Origin of the sequence: Streptomyces sp. NBC_01525, from assembly GCF_045040405.1 — a bacterium.
Taxonomy (GTDB): Bacteria; Actinomycetota; Actinomycetes; order Streptomycetales; family Streptomycetaceae; genus Streptomyces; species Streptomyces benahoarensis.
Window position 1 is genome coordinate 3297410 of the sequence record NZ_CP109397.1, and the last position, 20780, is coordinate 3318189.

Here is a 20780-nt window from a genome sequence, read left to right on the forward strand (position 1 = left end):
GCCCGTCAGCCCAGCCGCTCCCGCAGCCACGCCACGGCCTCCGCCGGCCCCGGCACCGTCTCCACCCCGACGGGCGCCGGGGGGCGGGTGACCAGCACGACGGGCACACCGGCCTCCCGCGCGGCGGTGAGCTTGGGGGCGGTGGCTGCGGCCCCGCTGTCCTTGGTGACGAGGACGTCGATACGGTGCGCCGCCAGCAGAGCCCGTTCGCCGTCGAGGGTGAACGGGCCGCGGTCGAGCAGCGTCTCCATCCGCGGCGGACGGGGCCCCTCGGGCGCGTCCACGGACCGTACGAGGAACCAGAGGTCGGTGAGGTGCGCGAAACGGGCGAGGCCCATGCGTCCGGTGGTGAGGAACACCCGGCGGCCGAGCGCGGGCAGCGCATCCGCCGCCTCGTCCAACGACGCCACCCGATGCCAAACGTCACCGGTCTGCGGGGCCCACCCAGGACGCCGCAGGGCCAGCAGCGGCACCCCGGCGGCAGCGGCGGCCCGCGCCGCGTTCGCGCTCATCGCCTCGGCGAACGGATGCGTGGCATCGACCAGCACATCCACCGCATGCTCCCGCATCCAGCACACCAGCCCCTCGGACCCGCCGAACCCCCCGACTCGCACCTCCCCCACAGGCAACCGCGGCGCCGCCACCCGCCCGGCCAACGACGACGTGACCCGCACCCCGCCACCCACGTCCGCCCCGACCAGCCCGTCAGCCAGCTCCCGCGCCTCGGCGGTGCCGCCGAGGATCAGGACGTGACGGGGCCCCAGAACGGCAGGATCAGTCATCGGTCCGGGGTCCTTCGGGTTCGTCGGGTTCATCGGGTTCTTCGGCACCGGAAAACGTCTTGGAAGGGTACGGGAGGGGCAGTGTTTCCCGGGCGGGTGCCTGGTACCGGGCCGGGCCCCTTGGGCAGCTAATTCGACCAGTAGGGGTCGCGGAGGTCCGGCGTGTAGTCCGAAGCCCCACTGGGAGCCTTGGGGAACGAATCCCCCTCTTCGCCGGCGATATCACCACTGGGGCCGGACGATACCGCGCTCACCCCGACACTGATATACACATCGCCGGAACCTCCGACGTCAATTTTCGCGATACAGCCGTCCGATGCTTCACTCAGAAGTGATGGCCTGCCATTGTTTTGCTCCTTGGCCTCAAAACCTTTCTCCTCCCAGCGACGCGAAACGATCTTGAGGAGCTCCTTTTTCTTCCCCTGCGATACCTGTGTGCGCAGATGACGCTGCCGGCTCACATCCATTTCACCATTCGCATCGTTGGTGAATGAGTTTCTACGCTCCGACATGTGCGCGGGACCGTCACGCCATCGAACGCGAGGACGAATCCCTGTCAATGTATCGTCCAGCACGGAATCAACACGCCGAAGCGCCTTGTCCACCGTGGGATAAGCAGCATCTCCGCTGCCCGGGATAAGCGAGCAACCAGAAAGGACGGTGAAAGAAAAAATAGATGCCAGAGCACCACGCCAGACCCTACGAGAGAACATGAACCTCACCTCCTCTCCTGAAGAGAAACCTTCTCCGGCTGGCCGGCAACGATAACCCCGATATTCCCCAATGATGCACCACCGTCCGGATCCTTGAAGTAGTTCGAATGCGAGTGAACTTGTTCGCCATCCGCGACACCGAATCGATTTCCGCCAAATTCTTCGCTGGCGGGATCCATCCCGAACCAGAGTCGGTGCGGATCCGCCCAGTGCGCGATGGCACCGCCAATGGGGCCACCGACGATCGTGCCTGCAACTTCGCTCTTGGAGGATGCATGGGTGACCGGATCATTCTCTGCTGCCCCGACCCAAACGTGTCCCTTTCCGACCCCGAGATCCTCTGCCTTCTCGGCTCCCGTACCAGGGCTCCCTACAAGAACGATGTCGTCAACGGGAATTCCCCCCGGACGCTGTGCCGCCTGCCCCACCGTAAATGAGCCATAACTGTGCCCAATTGCCGTGACGTGCGGTCGGCTCCCTTCGTGAGTCGCCTGGACCCCGTCCATGAAGGCACCAAAATCCGTACCTCCGCGCGCACCTTTCTCCTCATGGGAGACTGCGTCAACATCCTGAGGCGCGTCGTAGCCAAGCCAGACGATCGAGGCGGTCTTGTGGTTTGCGTCAGCATGACTCGCAGAATCCCAGACACTCTTGGCCCGATCTCCGTCTTCGCCGCCAACATCCGACATGGTGGTACTGAGGCCCGGAACATAGGCGGAGACATTGTCTGCAGCGTCGGGATTTCCATACGACAGGATGGCCCGCCCCTGCCCCTCGGTCCCGATACCCAGAAGCAACGGCTCGGGCGTTTTCCCGTCATCCCGGTCCAGACGGTCCCTGATGGCACGGAAGCCCTTCTGCTGCTCTGCCTGCTCTTCGGTCATGGGCGTACCGGGCGGGTGAGCGTCGATCAGCCGGTCAAGGTTGACGCGGTTCGCCTCGTCGCGGGTTTCGGAGGGAATTCCGTCGAGGTTCCCGATCACGTCGGGATTCAGCGCCAGCTGCTCGTCCCGCTCCTCCTGGCTCAGGCCCTTCCACCAGTCGTTGACCTTTTTCGGGTCCGTACCCTTCGGCGGGGCGGTGTGGAGACCGACCGCCGTGCCCGCGATCTGAGAGATGTCGGATGCGTCCCGCTGGGATTCCAGACCGTCGACCTTCAGCCCACGGTCGGCCTGTAGGCGCGCGATGGCGATGGAGTACCGGCCGTCGATCTCCTCGACGGTGCGACGGATCCCGAGGATTTCCCCCTCAAGATCGCGCCGCTCGACCTCTTTGTCCGGGGTCCCCGCATCCGGGTCGCCCGTCGGAATGGAGCCCTCGTCCTTGTAGAGCACTTCTCCGCTGGGGAGGACCTTGAAGCCCCGCGCGGGCGCCTCGTCGAGCAGCTTGCGGAGCCGCTTCTGCTGCTCCTTCATCTCGGTGACGAAGCCGTCGATGGTGGTTTCGATGAGTGCGCATTCCTGGGAGCCGAACTGGAAGTTCTGTCCGAGGCGGTCCAGACGCTTCTGTGCGGCATCGGCCGCCTCACCGGACCAATCGCTCTTCAGCGGGCGGCGCATATGGCTTTCCACACGGTCCTGGTAGCCGCCGAACCGATGCGATGATCCCGCCCATTCCTCCTTGGCCTCTTCCAGGGCGGAAAAGCGGAGGTCTTGGATTTCCTGCAGAGTGGGCACCGGGCATCATCCGAACGGGCTGTTGTGGCGCGACTGTGCCGCGGGGAGGACCATGGCCGGGCTTTCGGAGCGCTGAATGAACGACCGCGCGGTGTTGTCGTCGTTCGTCTCGTAGTTGTCCGCGGATTTCCGGAGGGATTGTGCGACGTCCCCGCATTCCTTCCGGACGTCGCCGAGCCTGGCCTGCCAGGAGTGCTGCGTCCGCATGAGTTGCTGGGCGAAGGAGAATCCCGCGGTCTGCCCCGGCAGACCTTGGTGATGCGCATTCAGTGCGCTGATGGCGGAGGCCACCCCGGACTGCATTTCCTCGCCCTGGCCCGCCGCGGTGCGCAGCGTCTTCGGCTGCACATCGGTATCCGGCACAACAGCCCCCCGTTTCCCCGTTTTTCCACGCAGTATGAGACAGCCGTTCACCCTAGGTGATGCGTGCAGGTGGCACGCTTATAGGATGCGATTCGGCCGATGGCAGGCCGAAAGGGAGCGATGGATCCGCCCGGTGCCGGGCACTCCGGGCGTTCGGCGCCGCGGCCGTCCCGTACCCGACCCGGCCACGGCGCCGTACCACGTGGCAGGGAACATGGGCGGGCGGCTCACGGTGCCGCGTACCGATGGATCGGGTGGCGAAAGGGCAGGTGGCGACGGTGGGTGCGTCCGGCGCGGGTCCGGCGGGGCCACAGGGCCCCGGGGGCCAGCCGCCCCCCACAGGTGGCCGTAGCGCCCAGCTGGCGCATACCGGTCTGCGTTCCGGCTGGACGACCGGGGCATGTGCGACGGCGGCGAGTGCCGCGGCGTACACCGCGCTGCTGACCGGGGAGTTTCCGGATCCGGTGCGGATCACGTTGCCCAAGGGGCACACGCCGTCGTTCGCGCTGGCCAAGGAGGAGTTGGCCGCGGACCGGTCGTGGGCGAGGGCGGCGGTGGTGAAGGACGCGGGGGACGATCCGGATGTGACGCACGGTGCGTTGATCCGAGTGACGGTGCGGGAGCTGACGGCCGGTTCGGGGGTGGTGTTCCGCGCGGGGCCCGGCGTCGGGACCGTGACCCGCCCGGGGCTACCCCTGGAGGTCGGCGAACCGGCGATCAACCCGGTGCCGCGGCAGCTGATCTCCGGGCACCTGGCCGAGGTGGCGGCGCGGTACGGCGGGCGCGGCGATGTCGAGGTCGAGGTCTCCGTCGACCACGGCGAGGAGATCGCGCGCAGTACCTGGAACCCGCGGCTGGGCATTCTCGGCGGGCTGTCGATCCTGGGGACGACCGGCGTCGTCGTGCCGTACTCCTGCTCGGCGTGGATCGACTCGATCCGGCGCGGGGTGGACGTGGCGCGGGCGGCGGGGCGGCGCCATGTGGCGGGCTGTACGGGGTCCACGTCGGAGAAGGTCGCGGTGGCGCTGTACGGGCTGCCCGAGGACGCGCTGCTGGACATGGGGGACTTCGCGGGCGCGGTGCTGAAGTACGTACGGCGTCATCCGGTGGAGCGGCTGACGGTCTGCGGCGGGTTCGCGAAGCTGTCGAAGCTGGCGGCCGGGCATCTCGATCTGCATTCGGCGCGGTCGCAGGTGGACAAGGGGTTCCTCGCGGAGCTGGCCCGGCGCGGGGGCGCGGACGAGGCGCTGGCCGCCGAGGTCGCGGGCGCCAACACGGGGCTCGCGGCGCTCCAGTTGTGCGCCGCAGCCGGGGTGCCCCTGGGCGATCTGGTGGCCGCCGCCGCCCGGGACGAGGCCCTGGCGGTGCTGCGGGGCGCCCCCGTCACCGTCGATGTGGTGTGTATCGACCGGGCCGGGCTGGTGGTGGGGCGGTCGGCGCCCCGGGGGCCGGGGGCGTAAGGGCGCGTGGCCGGCCAGACAGCGGCGGGTGATCATGCTCATGATGAATTCGGAGTTGCGCTCCGCACGGAGGAAGATGCCGTACCGCTGCGGTATGCCCGCGCTGTTGTTCCAGATGACGGCCTCACTATCCGCGTACAGCGGGCCAATCTGGTCACTGAAGGGGTCCTGATTGATGCTCCATGGAAGTGCGGTGCGGCTAGAACAGGTCGTTCGCGGGCCAGTCGGTGATGTGACGCACCACCGTCCACATGAGGTTGTCGATTTCGGTACGCATCGCATCCAACTGTGCGTCGTCCCGGGAATTGACAAGGACTGCCCAACACTGATGGCCGTTCGTGCGGACGAGGATCGCGGCGGTTCCGGGAAGGTCTCCGTCATGCCAGCGGTTTCCCGCGGTGTTGGTGATCCATCCCTTGGCGTATCCGGTCGGGTCGCCGGAGGGGGTACGGGCGGTGGTCGGTGTGGACATCGTCGTGACGGATCCGGCCGACAGAATGTCCGGCTTGCCAGTGAATCCATCCACCCGTACGAGGAAGCGCAGCAGTTCTGTCGGCGTGGCCAGCCAGCCACCGTGCGCGTCCATACGCGAGACGCGGATGCCGTACGGGCCCACCGACCCTTGCTGGGTGTAGACGACCTCGTTGCTCCGCCGGTCGGCGAGGGTGTCACCGGCGATGTGCATGTCGGTGATACCGCAGGGCGCCAGGACGAGTTGGCGTACGGCGTTCTCGTAGAGCAGCCCGGTGATGGTCTCGATCACACGTCCGAGCAGGCAGTATCCGAAGTTGAGGTATCCGAAGTTGAGGTATTCGAAGGTGGTGCCCGGGGTGTGGCTCAGCGGCGCGTTGAGGGCGCCCGACGCGTCGCGGCCGAGCATCCAGTCGATCAACTGGCGCTGAGTCAGTTCGAGGTGATCGAACATGGGGTCCTGCGCATGCGCCCAGCCGCTGGTGTGCTCCAGAAGGTCCTGGATGCGGATCTGGCCGATATTGGTGCCGTAGGGCTGTGTGCCGTAGGTGGTGCCGAGAATGGCGCCCGTACCGAAAACACGGTCGTTCAGGGTGAGGCGGCCCTGTTCGATCAGCCGGAAGATCGCCACGGCGGTGAGGGGCTTGGAGACACTGGCGATGCGGAACAGCTGGCCGGTGGTCACGGGGGCGTTGGTGGCCGGGTCGGCCACCCCGTACGCCCGGGCGAAGATCAGCCGTTCGGAGTCGGTCAGGGCGAGGGAAACCCCTGGCAAGCGGTGCACAGCCATAAACGTGGTCACGGTCTGCCGGATGAATTTCTCGTCGTCGTCGGAGAGATACGGTTTGTTCCAGATGCTGGCGTATGAGGTCTGACCGCCTGCGGTATGACCGTTGATCTTCTGCAGCCGATATCCGCGCGCCACGAGAGCGTCAAAAGCGGATTGATAGTCGGCCGAGGACAGGCCGTGGCGGGCCTGCCAGGTCACCGCGGGCCCTTTGACCCAGATCGCCGCATAGCGCGTGCCGCCCGACACCTCGTATCCATTGACGCGCCACAGCATGTACCCCTGCCCTGTCAGACGCGTGAATTCCGTCTGGAAATCGGCGGAGGTCAGGCCATGGCGTGCGACCCAGCCGGGGACAAGTGACTGGTCCCAGACCGCGGCGAACCGCACTTGACCGCCGTCGAGATAGCAGGAGAGGTCGACAGGACGAAATCCCCGTGCCGTGAACTCGTCGATCGCGGTTTGGTATTGCTCCGGAGTCATACCGTGCCGGGCCTCGAAGGCCGGGCCCGGGATCTTCTGCCACAAAGAGGCGAAGCGGGGCTGACCGGCTCTGTCGTAGCCACTCACGGATACGGGACGGAATCCCTGGGCAGGAAGCGTCTGGAAGAGACTGTTGTGGTCCTGGCTGGTCAACCCGTGCCGGGCCACCCACGGCGGTCCCTGCGACTGCTCCCATACAGTGGCGTAATGGTCAACGCCGTTGATGCTGTACCCATTGAGATCGAGGAGGCGGAACCCCTGACCGACGAGCGCATCGAATTCTGGCTGGTACTGACCAAGAGTCAGATTGTGTCGCGCCTGCCACGAAGGATTCATGGTTTTTGCCTCACAATTCAGCGCACTGCTTCCCGGATCGAGGGATATCCCGCGCGCCCGGACAATCCCCGCCCCCTAGTACTCCAGCTGTAGATCGTGATCTTCATGTCTGATTCGCGGCTTGCCGGCGGTAATGGCTTGTCCTGGCTCGGGCCTGATGGCGGCGTCGCCAGGCGGACCAACGGAATCGGTGGGCCGGGCCGTGATCGGGTTGGACAGCGACGGTGATGAACAGGCGCTGGATCTCGTTGCAGGTCAGCGGGATCAGGTCGTCCGGTGTGGGGTGGTGCGCGTGTTCGTCGGCGCGGACGACGGCGAGGAAGGCATGGGCCAGCATCGCGAGAGTGACCCAGCGGGCCCAGGAGGGGTAGCGGCGGACCTGGTGCTCGTCCAGCCCGGCCAGCCCCTTCTCGCTCTGGAAGGTCTCCTCCACCCGCCATCTGGAACCTGCGACCTTGACCAGGGTGGCCAGGGATGCCGGTGTGGTGGAGTGGCAGCGGTAGTAGGCGAGTTCACCGGTGGTGCGGTTGCGGCGGATCAGCAGCTGGTGGCGGCCCGGTGCCGCTTCGGCGAGGTCGATGACAGCCCAGTCGTAGAACCGCTGTCCCTTCGCACCGCGTCCGGCCGAGAGCTTCTGCCAGGCTCGCTTCGGCGCCTTCTTCACCAGGGCATCGGCGCGGAACGTGCCTGCGCCGGTGGGTACTTCGGCTGAGCAGGCCACCGCGAGAACGTAGCCGATGCCGCGTTCCTCCAGGGCCGTCCGCAGTTTCGGGTTGCCGCCGTAGACCTCGTCACCCGTGACCCAGCCGATGCGGTGTCCGGCGTCCAGGAACCGTTCGATCATCACCCGGGCCAGTTCGGGCTTGGTCGAGAAGACGGTGTCCTCGCTGAGTCCCGCGGCCCGGCAGCGGTCTGGGTCGCACGTCCAGGAGCGAGGGATGTACAGCTCCCGGTCCACCGCGGCGTGCCCGCGCTCGCCGGCGTAGACGAGGTAGACGGCGACCTGGGAGTTCTCGATCCTGCCGGCGGTACCGGTGTACTGGCGTTGGACCCCGACGGTGTGGATGCCCTTCTTCACGTCCCCGGTTTCGTCCACGACCAGCACCGCGGCCTCGTCGTGGAGGTGCTCGACGACGTACTCGCGGACGTCGTCGCGGACGGCATCGGCGTTCCAGGAGGCCCGGCACAGCAGGTGCTGCATGCCGTGCGGGGTGGCCTCTCCGGCCCACTCGGCGATCGTCCAGCAGTTCTTGCGCGGCAGGTCTGACAGCAGCCCCAGCACCAACCGCCCCGCCCGCAGCCGGGGTTCGACCCGGGCGAACCGGCCCGCAATCCGGCCCAGTGCTACTTCGAACGCCTCCCGCCAACGGGCGGGATTTATGCTGTGACCTGCGGCCACCGTCTCTTCGTAAGTCCACACAATTCACGATGATCAACGGTGGCCGCACCCCTGCAGCGTCTCCTTGTCAGTCCCGGACGGGGGCCGCGGTCACGGCGCACCACCGCCCCGCACCCGAATCGCCCCGGGGAGGACGCCCCGTCAACTGGCCTGGCAGGGGAGTCCTTTGGCCATCCGCCCCACGCGCCTCACTCCTGCGGTTCGCGCGCGGCCGCCACGATCCTCTGCAGCGCCGCGGCGTGCTGCTGGAAGGCCCACAGGCCGTGCGCGGTGAGCCGGACGTGGGTGTGCCGCCCCGTACGGTTCCGGGTCTTGCGTACCTCGACGTACCCGGCCTCCGCCAGCGAGGCGACCTGCTTGGACAGGGCCGAGTCGCTGGTCCCCACCTTGTCCCGTACGAAGCCGAACTCCACCCAGTCGGCCGGAGCCAGCAGCGCGACGACCGAGAGCCGCGCCGGTACGTGCAGGAACTCGTCGAAGTCCGGGTCCATCAGCCGTGGCCGTCCCGGCGTGTGATGGCCTTGATGATCGGGCGGGTCGCATACCCGGCCACCAGCGTCGCCACGGCCGCGACCGCCCCGGCGATCATGCCGGGCTCCGGGAGCTTGAGCAGCCGGGCGCCGATCCCCGCCGCCACGAGGATCACAATGACAGCGCCCGCCAACCACAGCGAGAACGCCCACTCCGCGCCGGATGGCTTCCGGCGGACCGGGGCTCGCCGGTGATGCACGAACAGCATGCCCGCCATCAGGCCGCCCGCCGCCAGGAGGATGAGGGTGCGCCAGGGGTTCGGCAGATCGAAGGCTGCATTGAAGCCGAACACGGCCAGCGCGGTGACGAGCATGTAGGGGAGCGAGGAGCCGTGGCGCACATACGCGTCACGGGTCTGCTCCTGGTGGTGGTGTATCGCGTCGAGCGCGGTCCGCGCGTCGTACGAGGTCATGGGTCCCCCTGGTCATGCTGGTCATCCGAGGTACTTGCTCATGGAGAAAGTACCACCTTCTTTCCTTGCGAGAAAGAAGGTGGATGTCGCAGGGGATCCGGCCGCTGACGGCACTCAGGCGGTCCGCGGGTCGGGGCACAGCCGCTCGAAGGAGGCCGGTGAGTTGCTCCGGGCCGCGCAGGACGGCGTTCTCCCGGCACAACGGCGGATCGGCGGTCAGGCGCGGCGACTCCAGCCGGCGGGCCAGCACGGCGAGCGCGATCTGCGCCTCCGCGCGGGCGAGGGTGGCGCCGATGCAGTAGCGCAGACCGCCGCCGAAACCGAGATGGGTGTTGTCCCGGCGCTCCGGGAAGCGGCGCGGGTCGCGGTTGCCCGCGGCGAGCATCAGCCGGACCCCGGCGCCTTGGGGGATGATGGTCCCCGCGATGTCACTGTCGGCCAGCGCGCTGCGCCCGGACATCTGCACCGGCGGATCGTGGCCCGCTCACCTGCAACGAGATCCAGCGGCTGTTCACGGCGCTCGTCCGGCCCATGCATGACGCGGCCCACCGGCTCGGCTGGTCCACCTGGCGACACCGCCATCAGGCCCGAGCCAGGACGAGCCATTACCGCCGACAAGCCGTGAATCAGACGTGAAGATCACGATCTACAGCTGGAGTACTAGGGAACGTCGCACCATGGGGCAGTGAAGCGGGCGCCGGAGCGCTTGGTGAGCGTGGTCGAACCACCGACCCGCCCGCGTGGCGCACTCCTCACGTCTCGCTTTCCAGCGTGTTCCCCGTCGGCGGGTGATCGCAACCGGCGAGATCCGCCCCGCCCTGCGGCCGTTCGCGATCCGACGAGTACAGGTAGCTGTCCCCGAACTGTTCCGCGGCCAGGGTGCGGCCGACGATGATGACGGCCGTGCGGACCACGCCCGCGGCCTTCACCTGGCCGGCGATGTCGGCGAGGGTGCCGCGCAGGACGAGTTCGTCGGGGCGGGAGGCGAGGGCCACGACGGCGGCGGGGCAGTCGGCGCCGTAGTGCGGCAGGAGCTCGGCGACGACGCGGTCGGCGTACCGGGCGGCGAGGTGCAGGACGAGGAGCGCGCCGCTGCGCCCCAGGGTGGCGAGGTCCTCGCCCTCGGGCATGGCGGTGGCGCGCTGGGCGATACGGGTGAGGATCACGGTCTGGCCGACCGTCGGGACCGTCAGCTCGCGCTTGAGGGCGGCGGCCGCGGCGGCGAACGCCGGGACCCCGGGCACCACTTCGTACGGCACGCCCGCCGCGTCGAGGCGGCGCATCTGTTCGGCGACGGCGCTGAAGACGGACGGGTCGCCGGAGTGCAGCCGGGCCACGTCGTGGCCCTCCTCGTGGGCGCGGACCAGCTCCGCGGTGATGGTGTCCAGGTCGAGCTGGGCGGTGTCGATCAGCCGGGCGCCGGGCGGGCACTCGGCGAGCAGTTCACGCGGCACCAGGCTGCCCGCGTACAGGCACACCCCGCAGGCGGCGAGGGTACGGGCACCGCGCACGGTGATCAGGTCGGCGGCGCCGGGGCCCGCGCCGATGAAGTGGACGGTCATCGTTCCTCGTTCGTCGGGGAGGTGGGGGTGGGGGCAGCGGGGCTGGGGGGAGTGGGTACGGAGGTGGCCTCCCCGGGGACGGCGGGCGCGGAGGCGGCCTCCCTGGGGACGGCGAACCCGGTGGCCTCCCCGGAGGCGACGGCCCCGGAGGTGGCCTCCCCGGCAGACGCAGGCACGAACGCGGTCTCCCCAGGGACGGCAGGCCCGGCGGCCTCCCCAGCGGACTCGGGCGCGGAGACACCGCCCCCGGTAGGCACCGGTTTCACCCCCACCCACTGGGTCACCGGCATGGCCTGCCGCCACCCCGTGAAGCCGCCGACCGGCGTCGCATGGGCGACGGCGAGACGTACCAGGTCACCGCCGTGGCGCCGGTACCACTCCGTCAGGAGGGCCTCGGACTCCAGGGTCACCGTGTTGGCGACGAGGCGGCCGCCCGGGGGCAGCGCCGCCCAGCAGGCGTCGAGCAGGCCGGGGGCGGTGAGGCCGCCGCCGATGAAGACCGCGTCGGGGACCGGGAGTCCGGCCAGCGCGTCGGGGGCGGCGCCCCGCACCACCCGCAGCGCCGGTACGCCGAGGGTGTCCGCGTTCCGCGCGATGCGGGCGGCGCGGACGGCGTTCCGTTCGACGGTGACGGCGCGGCAGGCGGGGTGGGCACGCAGCCACTCGATCGCGAGGGAACCGGAGCCGCCGCCGACGTCCCAGAGGAGTTCGCCGGGTTCCGGGGCGAGCGCGGCGAGGGTCGCGGCCCGTACGTGGCGCTTGGTGAGCTGGCCGTCGTGGTCGTACGCGTCGTCGGGCAGCCCGGGGACGACCGGCAGCCGTAGCGCGCCCGGTTCGCGGACGCACTCCACGGCGACGACGTTCAGCGGGTCGCCGGGCGGGCGCGCCCAGGTGGCGGCGGTGCCGTCGGCCTGCGCCTCGGCAGGGCCGCCCAACTGCTCCAGGACGCGCATCCGGGACGGGCCGAAGCCGCGCTCCCGCAGCGCCCCGGCGATCCGCGCGGGCGTGTCCGCGCCGGACGACAGGACCAGCACCCGGCGCCCGTCGTGCAGCGCCCGCGCCAGGCCCGCGACCGGCCGCCCGACCAGCGAGACAACCTCGGTGTCGGCCACCGGCCAGCCGAGCCGGGCGCAGGCGTACGCGACGGACGAGGGGTGCGGCAGGACCCGCAGCCGGGGGCGGGGCGCCGCCGGGTCGTCCGGGAAGGCGGCCAGCACCTCGGTGAGCGTCCGGCCGATGCCGTGGAACATCGGGTCGCCGCTGGCCAGCACGGTCAGGCCGCGTCCGGCATGGGCGGCGATCAGGCCCGGGACGGCGGGGCGCAGCGGCGACGGCCAGGTGAGCCGTTCACCGGCGCACTCCGGGGGCAGCAGGTCGAGCTGGCGGGCGCCGCCGAGCAGCACGCCCGCGGAGCGCAGCGCGTCCCGGGAGGCGAGCGCCAGCCCGTCCCAGCCATCGGCGCCGATCCCGACGACGGTGAGCACGGGCGGGACGGGTGAGGGGAGCGGTGAAGGGGATGCCAGGGGGGTCACTGCCGAGTACCTCGAACCTCGGAAGCCGCCGGGCGGCCGGTGGGAAGGGGACGGCCGGGGGGCCGGGGACGTTTCCGCACTCTACTGAGGTCCGGGGGCGGTGGTGGCGGTGGGGCGGGGCCCGACCCACGACCCGCCGGGCCCGACCCACGACCCGCCGGGGTCAGGCCGCGACCCCCCGGGGCCGGACCGGGACCACCCGGTGTCGGCCCGCAACCGCCCGGGACCGGGCCGGGCCGAGGCAGAACCAGGACGGGCTGGACGCGGGGGGGGCGGACCCGGCGGACCCGGCGGACCGGGGGCGTGTGGCGGCGAGCCGGGAGCTGCCGCTTGCCGCCACACGCCCCCGGCAGAAGGCCCCACTCCAACCCCTCCCCGCCTGACGCGCCCTCACCGGCCCACCACCCCCGACTCATCCCTCACCCCATCCCCCAGATGTCCCCGATGAAGGGGATGTCCTGACGGGCCATCACCCGATATATCCCGACTGTTCCGATGCCCGCTCCAATGTGACGTCTCAGGCACCGGACACGGGCCAACCCCCCACCCCCGGTCAAGGCTTGCCGGATCGATCCGAGCCGATAAAGTGCAGAAGATCTTCCGCTTCCGCCCGCGCCGCGCACCGGCCCGCGCCCCACCGCGCCCCGGAGCCCGTGCGGTCGGCCGGACGGCTCGTCAGGACCGTTTCCGCGCTCCTGCCCGGCCCCTCCCCCGTACCGCCGCCATCGCTCCGAGGACCTGTCCGATGTCACCCCAGATACCCTCCCGCCGTCGGGCAGAGTCTTCGCCGCTCGGTGCCGCGCTGCTCGCCCTGGTGGCCACGCTCGTGATCACCGGCGGCCTGTGCCTGTGGGCCGTCCTCGCCGCCCCGGAGACCGTCCGCACCGCCCTGGCCTGGGGCGGCTTCGCGGCGGCCGTGGTGGTGAGCGGATCGGTGTCCGCCGCCGTGTACGGGCTGCGGCAGGCCCGCGCGCACCGCGACCGCGTCGAGGCGGTCCGCGCCGAGGCGGAGCGGCTCGCCGACGAGACGCTGCCCGCGGTCGTCGCACAGCTGCGCGCGGGCTCGTCCGCCGACACCGCGCTCAGCCGGGTGCCGCTGCCCACCGCCCCCGCCCACCAGCGCATCGTCCGGAGCCTGGCCGAGGAGGTCGGCCGCGGGGAGCGGATGCGGGCCGCCGCGATGGCCGCCTGCGCGAACGCCGCCGGACGCGTCCAGGCGCTCTCCACGAGCATGCTCGCCGACCTGCGCGAGATGGAGCACCGGCACGGTGAGGAGGTCCTGGGCGACCTGCTGAAGCTGGACCACTCCACGGCGCAGGCCGGACGCCTCGCCGACTCCATCGCGGTGCTGACCGGCGCCCGTTCGGGCCGCCGCTGGAACAAGCCGATCTCGATGGAGAGCGTGCTGCGCGGCGCCATGGGCCGCATCAGCGCCTATCGCCGGGTGCAGCTGCACAACAGCAGCACCGTCGCGGTCGCCGGGCACGCGGCCGAGGGCATCATGCACGCGCTCGCCGAGATCATGGACAACGCGACGTCCTTCTCTCCGCCGTCGTCCGCGGTCCACGTCTACGTCGAGGAGACGCAGACGGGTGTCGTCGTCAGCGTCGAGGACAGCGGTCTGGTGATGGGTGAGACGGCGCTGCGCCGCGCGGAGGCCGCAGTCTCCGCCGACTCCCTGGACCTGATGTCGCTGTCCGGCACCCGCCTCGGACTCGCCGTCGTCGGCTGCCTGGCCCGCAAGCACGGGCTGAACGTGTCGTTCCGCCCGTCGGCGCGCGGCGGCACCAGCGTCGTGGTGCTCATCCCGCAGCAGCTGGTCACCGAGTCCCGTCCGCTGGTACGCGAGCCGGAGCGGCCGGTCGTCCCGGACACCGTGCCCGAGTCGCTGACCCGCCCCGCCGGGCCGCGCCACGCGTCGCGCCGTACGCCGTCGGAGTCCGCACCGCGCCACGCCTCCCACCGGGACCCGGCCGAGCCGGTCGCCCCGCTCGCGCCGTTCCCCCCGGAGCCGCCCAAGACATCGCGACCGCACCAGCCGTCCGCCGCGCCCGAGGCGCCCGCGTCGCGCCCCGCGATCCCGCCGCAGCAAAGCCGCCGACCGGCCGCGCCCGCACCGGAGTTCGGCGAGAGCGGGCTGCCCAAGCGCCGCCGGGGCCAGACGCTGGCCTCCTCGTCGCCGGCCGGCGGTGCGGCGCCGACGCCCGCGCCCCGGCCCGCCGCGCCGCGCCCGGCCCGCTCCCATGAGGAGGCCGGGGAGCGGTTCCGCACCTTCCGCCGCGCCGTCGGCCGCGGCCCCGAGGCGCCCGGTGGTGCCCCCGATCCTTCGCAGACCCCCACCCCCGCTTCCCCGGAGGACGAGATCCGATGACGAACACGACCGACCACAGCCTCGACTGGATGCTGGAGAACCTGCTCCAGAAGACGCCGGGTGCCCGCCACGCCCTGGTGCTCTCCCGCGACGGCCTGAAGCTGTGCCACTCCCCGGGGCTGACCGTCGATCAGGCCGACCAGCTGGCCGCCATCGCCTCGGGCATCCAGAGCCTGTCGCACGGCGCGTCCATCGAGTTCGGCGACGGCACCGGCGGCGTCCGCCAGGCGATGACGGAGTTCCACGGCGGCATCCTCTTCATAGTCGAGGCCGGACACGGCGCCCACCTGGCCCTGCTGGCCGTCGAGGACGCCGATGTCGGCCTGATCGGCTTCAACATGAACGAACTGGTCGAGCAGATCGGCGAGTACCTCGCGGCCGCGCCGCGCACCGAGGGTGGCGGCCGTACGCTCAGCCCGGGGCAGCAGGCATGATGCGGCTCGGTCCCGACGACGATCCGGACCGGCTCTACATCGTCACCGGGGGCCGCAGCCGGGCCGCCGACGACCTCACCCTCGACCTGGTCACCCTGATCGTCAGCGAATGCGATCCGGCCCCCGGCATGCAGTCGGAGCACGTCCGGATCCTGTCCATGTGCCACCACCCGATGGCCGTCGTGGAGGTCTCGGCGGAGCTGCGGATGCCGGTGAGCGTCGTGCGGATCCTCCTGTCGGACCTGCTCGACTCCGGCAGGGTGACGGCGCGCCACCCCCGGCCCGTCACCGCGGCCCACCTTCCCGACACCGACCTGCTGAAGGAGGTGCTCGATGCACTCCACCGCCTCTGACGGGGGCTCCGGAGCCGCACCGGCGCCCGACGCCCTCGCCGCCCCGTCCCACGCCCCGCTGCGGGCCACCGCGGACAACGGCCTGAAAATCGTCATCGTCGGCGGCTTCGGCGTCGGCAAGACCACCATGGTCCGGTCGGTCAGCGAGATCCGCCCGCTGAGCACCGAGGAGACCATGACCCGGGCGGGCGTCGGCGTCGACGACCCGTCCGGCGTGGAGACCAAGTCCACGACGACGGTCGCCTTCGACTTCGGCCGCATCAGCATCAACGACAACTCCGTGCTGTACCTGTTCGGCGCCCCCGGCCAGGAACGTTTCTGGTTCCTGTGGGACCGGCTGTTCACCGGGACGCTGGGCGCCGTGGTGCTGGTCGACACCCGCCGCCTGGACGACTCCTGGTACGCGATCGACCGGCTGGAGTCGCACGGCATGCCGTTCATCGTGGCGTGCAACGACTTCGGCGGGCCGCAGCACACCCTGGAGCAGGTGCGCGAGGCACTCGACCTGTCGCCCGAGATCCCGCTGGTGGCCTGCGACGCCCGCGACCGGCAGTCCAGCAAGTCGGTGCTGATCGCGCTGGCCCACCACCTCTACTCCCTGTCCGCCCCTCACGAGACCGTGAAGGCCGCCCCGTGACCGAGCAGTTCCCCCCGCCCGGCTGCCCCGCGCACGCCCCCTCCGTCCACCCGTCAGGCGCCGTACGGCTCTACGGCGAGGGGCTCAGCGGCGACCCGGCGCGGCTCTACCGTGAGCTGCGGCGCGAGTACGGGCCGGTCGCGCCGGTCCTGCTGGACGGCGACATCCCCGCCTGGTTCGTCCTCGGCTACCGCGAGGTGCACCAGGTGACGTCCCACCCCGACCTGTTCGCCCGCGATTCGCGGCGCTGGCACGCCTGGGAGTCGATCCCCGCCGACTGGTCGCTGATGCCGTTCGTCGGCTACCAGCCGTCGGTGATGTTCGCGGAGGGCGCCGAGCACCGCCGCCGCTCCGGGGCGATCAGTGACGCGCTGCTCGCCATCGACCAGTTCGAGCTGCGGGGCATCTGCGAGCGGCTGGCGGACGGGCTGATCGACGCGTTCGCCGGGAGCGGCGAGGCGGACCTGATGGCGGACTACGCGCTGCGGCTGCCGCTGCTCGTCGTCACCGAGCTGTTCGGCATCGCCGCGACGGAGGTGCCGCAGCTGGTCCGGGACATCTCCGGATCGCTGGACGAGGGTCCCGGCGCGATCGACGCGCATCAGCGGGTCGCCGCGCGGATGGCCCGGCTGGTGCACGAGCGGAAGGAGCGGCCCGCCGCCGACGTGCCGTCCCGGCTGCTGACGCACCACGCGAAGCTGGCCGAGGAGGAGGTGGTCATCGACCTGCTGGTGGTGATGGCCGCAGCCCAGCAGCCGACCGCCAACTGGATCGGCAACACCCTGCGGCTGATGCTGACCGACGACCGCTTCGCGGTGTCGCTCTCCGGCGGGCGGCGCAGCGTCGGCCAGGCGCTCAACGAGGTGCTGTGGCAGGACACCCCGACGCAGAACTACATCGGCCGTTGGGCGTCCCGCGACACCCAGCTCGGCGGGCGGCGGATCCGCGCCGGTGACCTGGTGGTCATGGGCCTGGCCGCCGCCAACAACGATCCGCAGGTCAGCCCGGACTTCACCACGGCCGGTACGGACAGCAACCAGGCCCATATGTCGTTCAGCCACGGCGAGCACTCCTGCCCCTACCCGGCGCCCGAGATCGCCGAGGTCATCGCGCAGGCGGCGGTCGAGGTGCTGCTCGACCGGCTGCCGGACGTGATGCTGTCGGTTCCCCCGGAGGCGCTGGTGTGGCATCCGTCGCTGTGGATGCGCGGGCTGACGGCGCTGCCGGTGGAGTTCACCCCCGCGTACGCGCCGAGGTGAAGCGCACCGGGAGGGTGTCCAGGCCCCGGGTGAAGATGCCTTCTTCGCGCGGGGCCGCGCCGCGGGCGAGGGCGAGGCCGGGCAGCGCGTCGAGGAGCAGGTTGACGCCGGTCTCGACCTCCGCCTTGGCCAGCAGCGCGCCGACGCAGAAGTGCCGCCCGAGCGCGAACGACAGATGGTCGGCGGCGGCGGAGAACGCGGTGGTGGCCGCCAGGTCGGCGCGGTGGATGTCGAACGTGCCGGGGTGCGCGTAGCGGCGTTCGTCGCGTCCGGCGGCGCCGATCAGGCAGGTCACGGTGGCGCCCGCGGGGATCGTGCCCCCGGCGATGTCGACGTCCTCGGACGGCTGCCGCATGATCATGTGGACCGGCGGGGTGTACCGCAGGGTCTCCGCGAAGGCGGGCGCGATCAGCGACCGGTCGGCGCGCACCGCGGCCAGCTGCTCGGGGTGGCACAGCAGGTTGTACATCAGGGCGGAGAGCGCCTTGTCGGTGGTCTCGCCCCCGGCGGTGAGCAGCAGACTGCAGAACGCCTTGATGTCCTCGTCGCTCATCCGCGCCCCGTCGATCTCCGCGGCGCAGAGCGTGGAGAGCAGGTCGTCGCCCGGGTTCTCGCGGCGGTCGCGGATGACCGGGAGCAGGTACGCGGCGAACTCGTCGCGGGTGCGCAGTCCGGCGGCGGCGACGTCCGGGTCCTGGGCGAGGTTGCCGAGGAAGCCCACGATCGCGGTGTACCAGCGGTGGAAGCGGTCGTGGTCGGCGCGGTCGAGGCCGAGCATGTCGACGATGACGTTGATCGGGAAGCGGGTCGCGAACTGCGCGACGAGGTCGGCACTGCCGGTGTCGCGGAACGCGTCGATCAGTTCGCGGGCGTTGCGCTCGATGACCGGCAGGAACGCGGTCTCCAGGGTCCGGCCGCGGAACGCGGGGGCGACCAGCGCGCGGCGGACGGCGTGCTCACGGCCGCTCATCTGGAGGATGGTGCGGCCGTGCACCGGCTCCAGCTGCCAGTCGTAGTTGTCGGTGGTGAACACCGGGTCCTTGAAGGCGCGTTCGACGTCCTCGTAGCGGGAGAGGACGTAACTGTCGGTGGCCTCGTGGTGGATCAGCGGGAAGTCGTCGCGCAGCACGCGGTAGGCGCGGTGCGGGTCCGCGTGGAATTCGGGCGACAGGATGTCCGGCGGCACTGCTCGGCTCACGGGCACGGCACACTCCTCGGTAGATGTATACGACACGTAATGGGATGCGGGGGTTCCCGCGCGTCCCGCGGTCACCCCCGTACCCCCGCACGGGGCCACAGGCACACCAAAGATCGTCTCGGACCGGCCACTTATCAAGAGGTTCACGGCCCCGCCCTGCCCGGAAACGGACCGCCCCACTCCCCTCACGCGACGTGGCCACACCGCCCCATTACGCACCTGACCTGCAATTTTACCGATCCCTGAAGGAAGCGGAAGCTCCTCGCCCCCCGCTTTTGGATCTTCCGCCGAACTCTGGGCCACCCCCTCGACGACGCTCGCGGCGGGGTTGCGGGCCTGCCCCCGGGCGCCACTACGGTAGGTAGCCGGTCCGCGTACGAGGAGTGGTGATGGGCATGTTCGAGGCGCGCAGCAGCAAGGACGGCACGTGGTACATCGTGCACACCCCTGATGGGCATCTCGCCCACCTCTCCGGCGCGGACGGCAGGGCGCGCGCGGCCATCAACATCGCCACGGAAGCCGAGGCGGAAGCCAAGGCGGACGCGCTGAACAACGAATACCACCGCGCCGTGCAAGCGGCCGAAACAACGGGAGACAGCGCATGAACTGTCCTAAGTGTGGTGCGACCTACTCGATACAGGCGGGCCAGAAGATCTGCCTGGCCTGCGGCCACCTTGGCGGGCCCGCGTAGACGACGGCGGCGGGGCGGCGACGGTTCTCCCGTCGCCGCCCCGCCGTCCCGTTCAGCGGTGGTCCGCCCGCCTCAGGCGCCGAGCGCTCCGCCGCGCACCGCACCGACGAACGCCGCCCACGCCGGCGCCTCGAAGACCAGCGCCGGACCCTGCGGGTCCTTGCTGTCCCGGACGGGGACGAGGCACGGGTGGCCGTCGGCGATCTCGATGCACTGGCCGCCGTCCGGATTGCTGTAGCTGGACTTCCGCCAGGAGGCCGACGCCAGGAAGTCGTCGGAGACCTCGATGCACTCGCCGCCGTCAGAATTGCTGTAGCTGCTCTTGCGCCAGGTCGCGGCGCTCAGGTCGATGGATCGCACGGCAACTCCTCCAACATCCGCATGATGAACTTCCGCGACTCGGGCGGTGTGAGCGCCAGGTCACGCACCGCATCGTACGCGAGCTGAAGACGCTCAACAGGGCTGGATTCCTCGATGAGTTCACCTCGGTAGGCGTTCTCCGTGTACGCCACCGTGCTCCCGTCCTGCATCCGCAGAAACATCATGCTGGTGCTGTTCAGCCCGTGCAGTCCGACGCTGAACGGCAGCACCTGGATCATCACGTTCGGGCGGTCGGCCAGCTCCAGCAGGTACTCCAGCTGCTCCCGCCAGGCGGCGGTGTCCCGGAGCGGTGTCCGCAGCACGGCTTCGGAGAGGATCGTGCGGAAGCGCGGCGCCATCTCCCCCTCCAGCCGTTCCCGTCGCCCTATCCGCGCACCGACCTGGCTCTCCAGCTCATCGCCCGTGAGGCCGCCCGCCGCCAGCAGTTCCCGCGCGTAGCCCTCCGTCTGCAACAGACCCGGCAGGACGCTCACCGCGTGGTGCCAGAGACTGATCGCCTCCTCCTCGAACTTCATGTAGCGGCGGTAGCGCTCGCGGAACTTCCGGGGGTCGCCCGCCGCCAGCTCCCAGAGCGTCAGCAGCAGGACGCCGGTTTCGTAGTACTGGTCCAGCGCCTGCACGACGTCCGGGCTGCCGATCGTGGCACCGGATTCGATCTTCCCGAACAGCGAGGCGTCCCAGCCCATCACCTCCCCCAGCTCGCGGAAGCTGAGCCCCTTCTTCAGCCGCAGTCGGCGGCACTCCTCGGCGAACCGCTGCCCCGGGTCCTGACTGAGCCCACTGATAGCTCTCCTCGGCGGCATCCGCACCCCTCCTCGTCTCGTGGCGTAACAACAGTGCGACGCAATGTAGTTGGCGGTCCGGGGCCGCGCAGGCGTACCGGAACGACCGTGCGGGGGCGCGCGGAGCGGGGCGGCGGCGCGGGCGGAAACGGAGTGCTTCACTCCGG

At 70.6% G+C, this 20780-nt stretch carries 21 protein-coding genes and 1 pseudogene; 8 read left to right on the forward strand and 14 right to left on the reverse strand.

What is annotated here, in order from left to right:
* Window positions 1-5: 5 nt before the first annotated feature.
* The 4 genes from OG422_RS14740 to OG422_RS14755 all read right to left on the reverse strand — a co-directional run bounded on the left by OG422_RS14740 (window position 6) and on the right by OG422_RS14755 (window position 3534).
* Window positions 6-782, reverse strand: a complete 777-nt coding sequence (locus OG422_RS14740; RefSeq protein ID WP_405743254.1) for a cobalt-precorrin-6A reductase — start codon at window positions 780-782, stop codon at window positions 6-8.
* Window positions 783-910: 128 nt separating this feature from the next.
* Window positions 911-1495 (reverse strand): hypothetical protein, encoded by a 585-nt coding sequence (locus OG422_RS14745; RefSeq protein ID WP_405743256.1) that lies wholly within the window; start codon window positions 1493-1495, stop codon window positions 911-913.
* Window positions 1496-1500: 5 nt separating this feature from the next.
* Window positions 1501-3171 (reverse strand): alpha/beta hydrolase, encoded by a 1671-nt coding sequence (locus OG422_RS14750; RefSeq protein ID WP_405743257.1) that lies wholly within the window; start codon window positions 3169-3171, stop codon window positions 1501-1503.
* A 6-nt stretch (window positions 3172-3177) separates the two neighbouring features.
* Window positions 3178-3534, reverse strand: a complete 357-nt coding sequence (locus tag OG422_RS14755; protein ID WP_405743259.1) for a type VII secretion target — start codon at window positions 3532-3534, stop codon at window positions 3178-3180.
* 245 nt (window positions 3535-3779) lie between these two features.
* Here OG422_RS14755 and OG422_RS14760 point away from each other — a divergent pair, with 245 nt between their 5' ends.
* A complete protein-coding gene (locus tag OG422_RS14760; protein WP_143943509.1) occupies window positions 3780-4994 on the forward strand; it encodes a cobalt-precorrin-5B (C(1))-methyltransferase in 1215 nt (404 codons plus the stop codon).
* A 199-nt stretch (window positions 4995-5193) separates the two neighbouring features.
* Here OG422_RS14760 and OG422_RS14765 read toward each other — a convergent pair whose 3' ends face one another.
* The 5 genes from OG422_RS14765 to OG422_RS14785 all read right to left on the reverse strand — a co-directional run bounded on the left by OG422_RS14765 (window position 5194) and on the right by OG422_RS14785 (window position 9873).
* Complete coding sequence (locus OG422_RS14765; protein WP_405743261.1) at window positions 5194-7071, reverse strand: serine hydrolase; 1878 nt, start codon at window positions 7069-7071, stop codon at window positions 5194-5196.
* A 103-nt stretch (window positions 7072-7174) separates the two neighbouring features.
* On the reverse strand, window positions 7175-8413 hold the full coding sequence (locus tag OG422_RS14770) for an IS701 family transposase (RefSeq protein ID WP_405747794.1): 1239 nt from the start codon (window positions 8411-8413) through the stop codon (window positions 7175-7177).
* Between the two features lie 245 nt (window positions 8414-8658).
* The gene (locus tag OG422_RS14775; protein WP_405743262.1) at window positions 8659-8961 is read right to left on the reverse strand and encodes a transcriptional regulator; all 303 of its coding nucleotides are present in this window, start codon (window positions 8959-8961) and stop codon (window positions 8659-8661) included.
* Complete coding sequence (locus OG422_RS14780; RefSeq protein ID WP_405743264.1) at window positions 8961-9413, reverse strand: hypothetical protein; 453 nt, start codon at window positions 9411-9413, stop codon at window positions 8961-8963. The genes OG422_RS14775 and OG422_RS14780 overlap by 1 nt, the downstream gene beginning before the upstream one ends.
* Window positions 9349-9873: a cytochrome P450 gene (locus OG422_RS14785; protein WP_405747796.1), complete on the reverse strand. Its 525-nt coding sequence runs from the start codon at window positions 9871-9873 to the stop codon at window positions 9349-9351. Before OG422_RS14785 ends, OG422_RS14780 begins: the two co-directional genes overlap by 65 nt.
* A 14-nt stretch (window positions 9874-9887) precedes the next feature.
* On the opposite strand from OG422_RS14785, the pseudogene OG422_RS14790 reads away from it, so the two are divergent.
* Window positions 9888-10049, forward strand: a pseudogene (locus OG422_RS14790) (IS701 family transposase); the annotation flags it as partial.
* Between the two features lie 116 nt (window positions 10050-10165).
* Here the strand turns inward: OG422_RS14790 and cobM are convergent.
* Window positions 10166-10975 carry a precorrin-4 C(11)-methyltransferase gene (cobM, locus tag OG422_RS14795; protein WP_251076805.1) on the reverse strand — a complete coding sequence of 270 codons (810 nt, stop codon included), beginning with the start codon at window positions 10973-10975 and terminating at the stop codon, window positions 10166-10168.
* Window positions 10972-12507, reverse strand: a complete 1536-nt coding sequence (gene cbiE, locus OG422_RS14800; RefSeq protein WP_405743266.1) for a precorrin-6y C5,15-methyltransferase (decarboxylating) subunit CbiE — start codon at window positions 12505-12507, stop codon at window positions 10972-10974. The genes cobM and cbiE overlap by 4 nt, the downstream gene beginning before the upstream one ends.
* A 745-nt stretch (window positions 12508-13252) precedes the next feature.
* Here cbiE and OG422_RS14805 point away from each other — a divergent pair.
* The 5 genes from OG422_RS14805 to OG422_RS14825 are packed head-to-tail and all read left to right on the forward strand — an operon-like array spanning window position 13253 to window position 17561.
* A complete protein-coding gene (locus OG422_RS14805) occupies window positions 13253-14878 on the forward strand; it encodes an ATP-binding protein (protein ID WP_405743267.1) in 1626 nt (541 codons plus the stop codon).
* On the forward strand, window positions 14875-15312 hold the full coding sequence (locus tag OG422_RS14810) for a roadblock/LC7 domain-containing protein (RefSeq protein ID WP_405743268.1): 438 nt from the start codon (window positions 14875-14877) through the stop codon (window positions 15310-15312). The genes OG422_RS14805 and OG422_RS14810 overlap by 4 nt, the downstream gene beginning before the upstream one ends.
* Window positions 15309-15665 (forward strand): DUF742 domain-containing protein, encoded by a 357-nt coding sequence (locus tag OG422_RS14815; RefSeq protein ID WP_405743269.1) that lies wholly within the window; start codon window positions 15309-15311, stop codon window positions 15663-15665. Before OG422_RS14810 ends, OG422_RS14815 begins: the two co-directional genes overlap by 4 nt.
* A complete protein-coding gene (locus OG422_RS14820) occupies window positions 15646-16302 on the forward strand; it encodes an ATP/GTP-binding protein (RefSeq protein ID WP_143944637.1) in 657 nt (218 codons plus the stop codon). Before OG422_RS14815 ends, OG422_RS14820 begins: the two co-directional genes overlap by 20 nt.
* Window positions 16299-17561 carry a cytochrome P450 gene (locus tag OG422_RS14825; RefSeq protein ID WP_405743270.1) on the forward strand — a complete coding sequence of 421 codons (1263 nt, stop codon included), beginning with the start codon at window positions 16299-16301 and terminating at the stop codon, window positions 17559-17561. Before OG422_RS14820 ends, OG422_RS14825 begins: the two co-directional genes overlap by 4 nt.
* Here OG422_RS14825 and OG422_RS14830 read toward each other — a convergent pair.
* Window positions 17536-18759: a cytochrome P450 gene (locus OG422_RS14830; RefSeq protein ID WP_405743271.1), complete on the reverse strand. Its 1224-nt coding sequence runs from the start codon at window positions 18757-18759 to the stop codon at window positions 17536-17538. The two genes, OG422_RS14825 and OG422_RS14830, sit on opposite strands and share 26 nt — an antisense overlap.
* A 389-nt stretch (window positions 18760-19148) precedes the next feature.
* On the opposite strand from OG422_RS14830, the gene OG422_RS14835 reads away from it, so the two are divergent.
* Window positions 19149-19364, forward strand: coding sequence for a hypothetical protein (locus OG422_RS14835; protein ID WP_143943195.1), 216 nt, complete (start codon window positions 19149-19151; stop codon window positions 19362-19364).
* 158 nt (window positions 19365-19522) lie between these two features.
* On the opposite strand, the gene OG422_RS14840 is transcribed toward OG422_RS14835, so the two are convergent.
* Together OG422_RS14840 and OG422_RS14845 are read right to left on the reverse strand one after the other, a co-directional pair.
* Entirely contained in the window at window positions 19523-19810 is a 288-nt protein-coding gene (locus tag OG422_RS14840) for a DUF397 domain-containing protein (RefSeq protein ID WP_405743273.1), read from the reverse strand.
* The gene (locus OG422_RS14845; RefSeq protein ID WP_143943197.1) at window positions 19792-20634 is read right to left on the reverse strand and encodes a helix-turn-helix transcriptional regulator; all 843 of its coding nucleotides are present in this window, start codon (window positions 20632-20634) and stop codon (window positions 19792-19794) included. The genes OG422_RS14840 and OG422_RS14845 overlap by 19 nt, the downstream gene beginning before the upstream one ends.
* Window positions 20635-20780 lie beyond the last annotated feature (146 nt).

Coding starts and splice junctions, on each gene's coding strand:
- OG422_RS14785 (WP_405747796.1), bottom strand. CDS start 9,873: ATGTCCGGGCGCAGCGCGCTGGCCGACAGTGACATCGCGGGGACCATC.
- OG422_RS14740 (WP_405743254.1), bottom strand. CDS start 782: ATGACTGATCCTGCCGTTCTGGGGCCCCGTCACGTCCTGATCCTCGGC.
- OG422_RS14745 (WP_405743256.1), bottom strand. CDS start 1,495: ATGTTCTCTCGTAGGGTCTGGCGTGGTGCTCTGGCATCTATTTTTTCT.
- OG422_RS14815 (WP_405743269.1), top strand. CDS start 15,309: ATGATGCGGCTCGGTCCCGACGACGATCCGGACCGGCTCTACATCGTC.
- OG422_RS14805 (WP_405743267.1), top strand. CDS start 13,253: ATGTCACCCCAGATACCCTCCCGCCGTCGGGCAGAGTCTTCGCCGCTC.
- OG422_RS14820 (WP_143944637.1), top strand. CDS start 15,646: ATGCACTCCACCGCCTCTGACGGGGGCTCCGGAGCCGCACCGGCGCCC.
- OG422_RS14835 (WP_143943195.1), top strand. CDS start 19,149: ATGGGCATGTTCGAGGCGCGCAGCAGCAAGGACGGCACGTGGTACATC.
- OG422_RS14845 (WP_143943197.1), bottom strand. CDS start 20,634: ATGCCGCCGAGGAGAGCTATCAGTGGGCTCAGTCAGGACCCGGGGCAG.
- OG422_RS14765 (WP_405743261.1), bottom strand. CDS start 7,071: ATGAATCCTTCGTGGCAGGCGCGACACAATCTGACTCTTGGTCAGTAC.
- OG422_RS14775 (WP_405743262.1), bottom strand. CDS start 8,961: ATGGACCCGGACTTCGACGAGTTCCTGCACGTACCGGCGCGGCTCTCG.
- OG422_RS14760 (WP_143943509.1), top strand. CDS start 3,780: ATGGATCGGGTGGCGAAAGGGCAGGTGGCGACGGTGGGTGCGTCCGGC.
- OG422_RS14810 (WP_405743268.1), top strand. CDS start 14,875: ATGACGAACACGACCGACCACAGCCTCGACTGGATGCTGGAGAACCTG.
- cobM (WP_251076805.1), bottom strand. CDS start 10,975: ATGACCGTCCACTTCATCGGCGCGGGCCCCGGCGCCGCCGACCTGATC.
- OG422_RS14780 (WP_405743264.1), bottom strand. CDS start 9,413: ATGACCTCGTACGACGCGCGGACCGCGCTCGACGCGATACACCACCAC.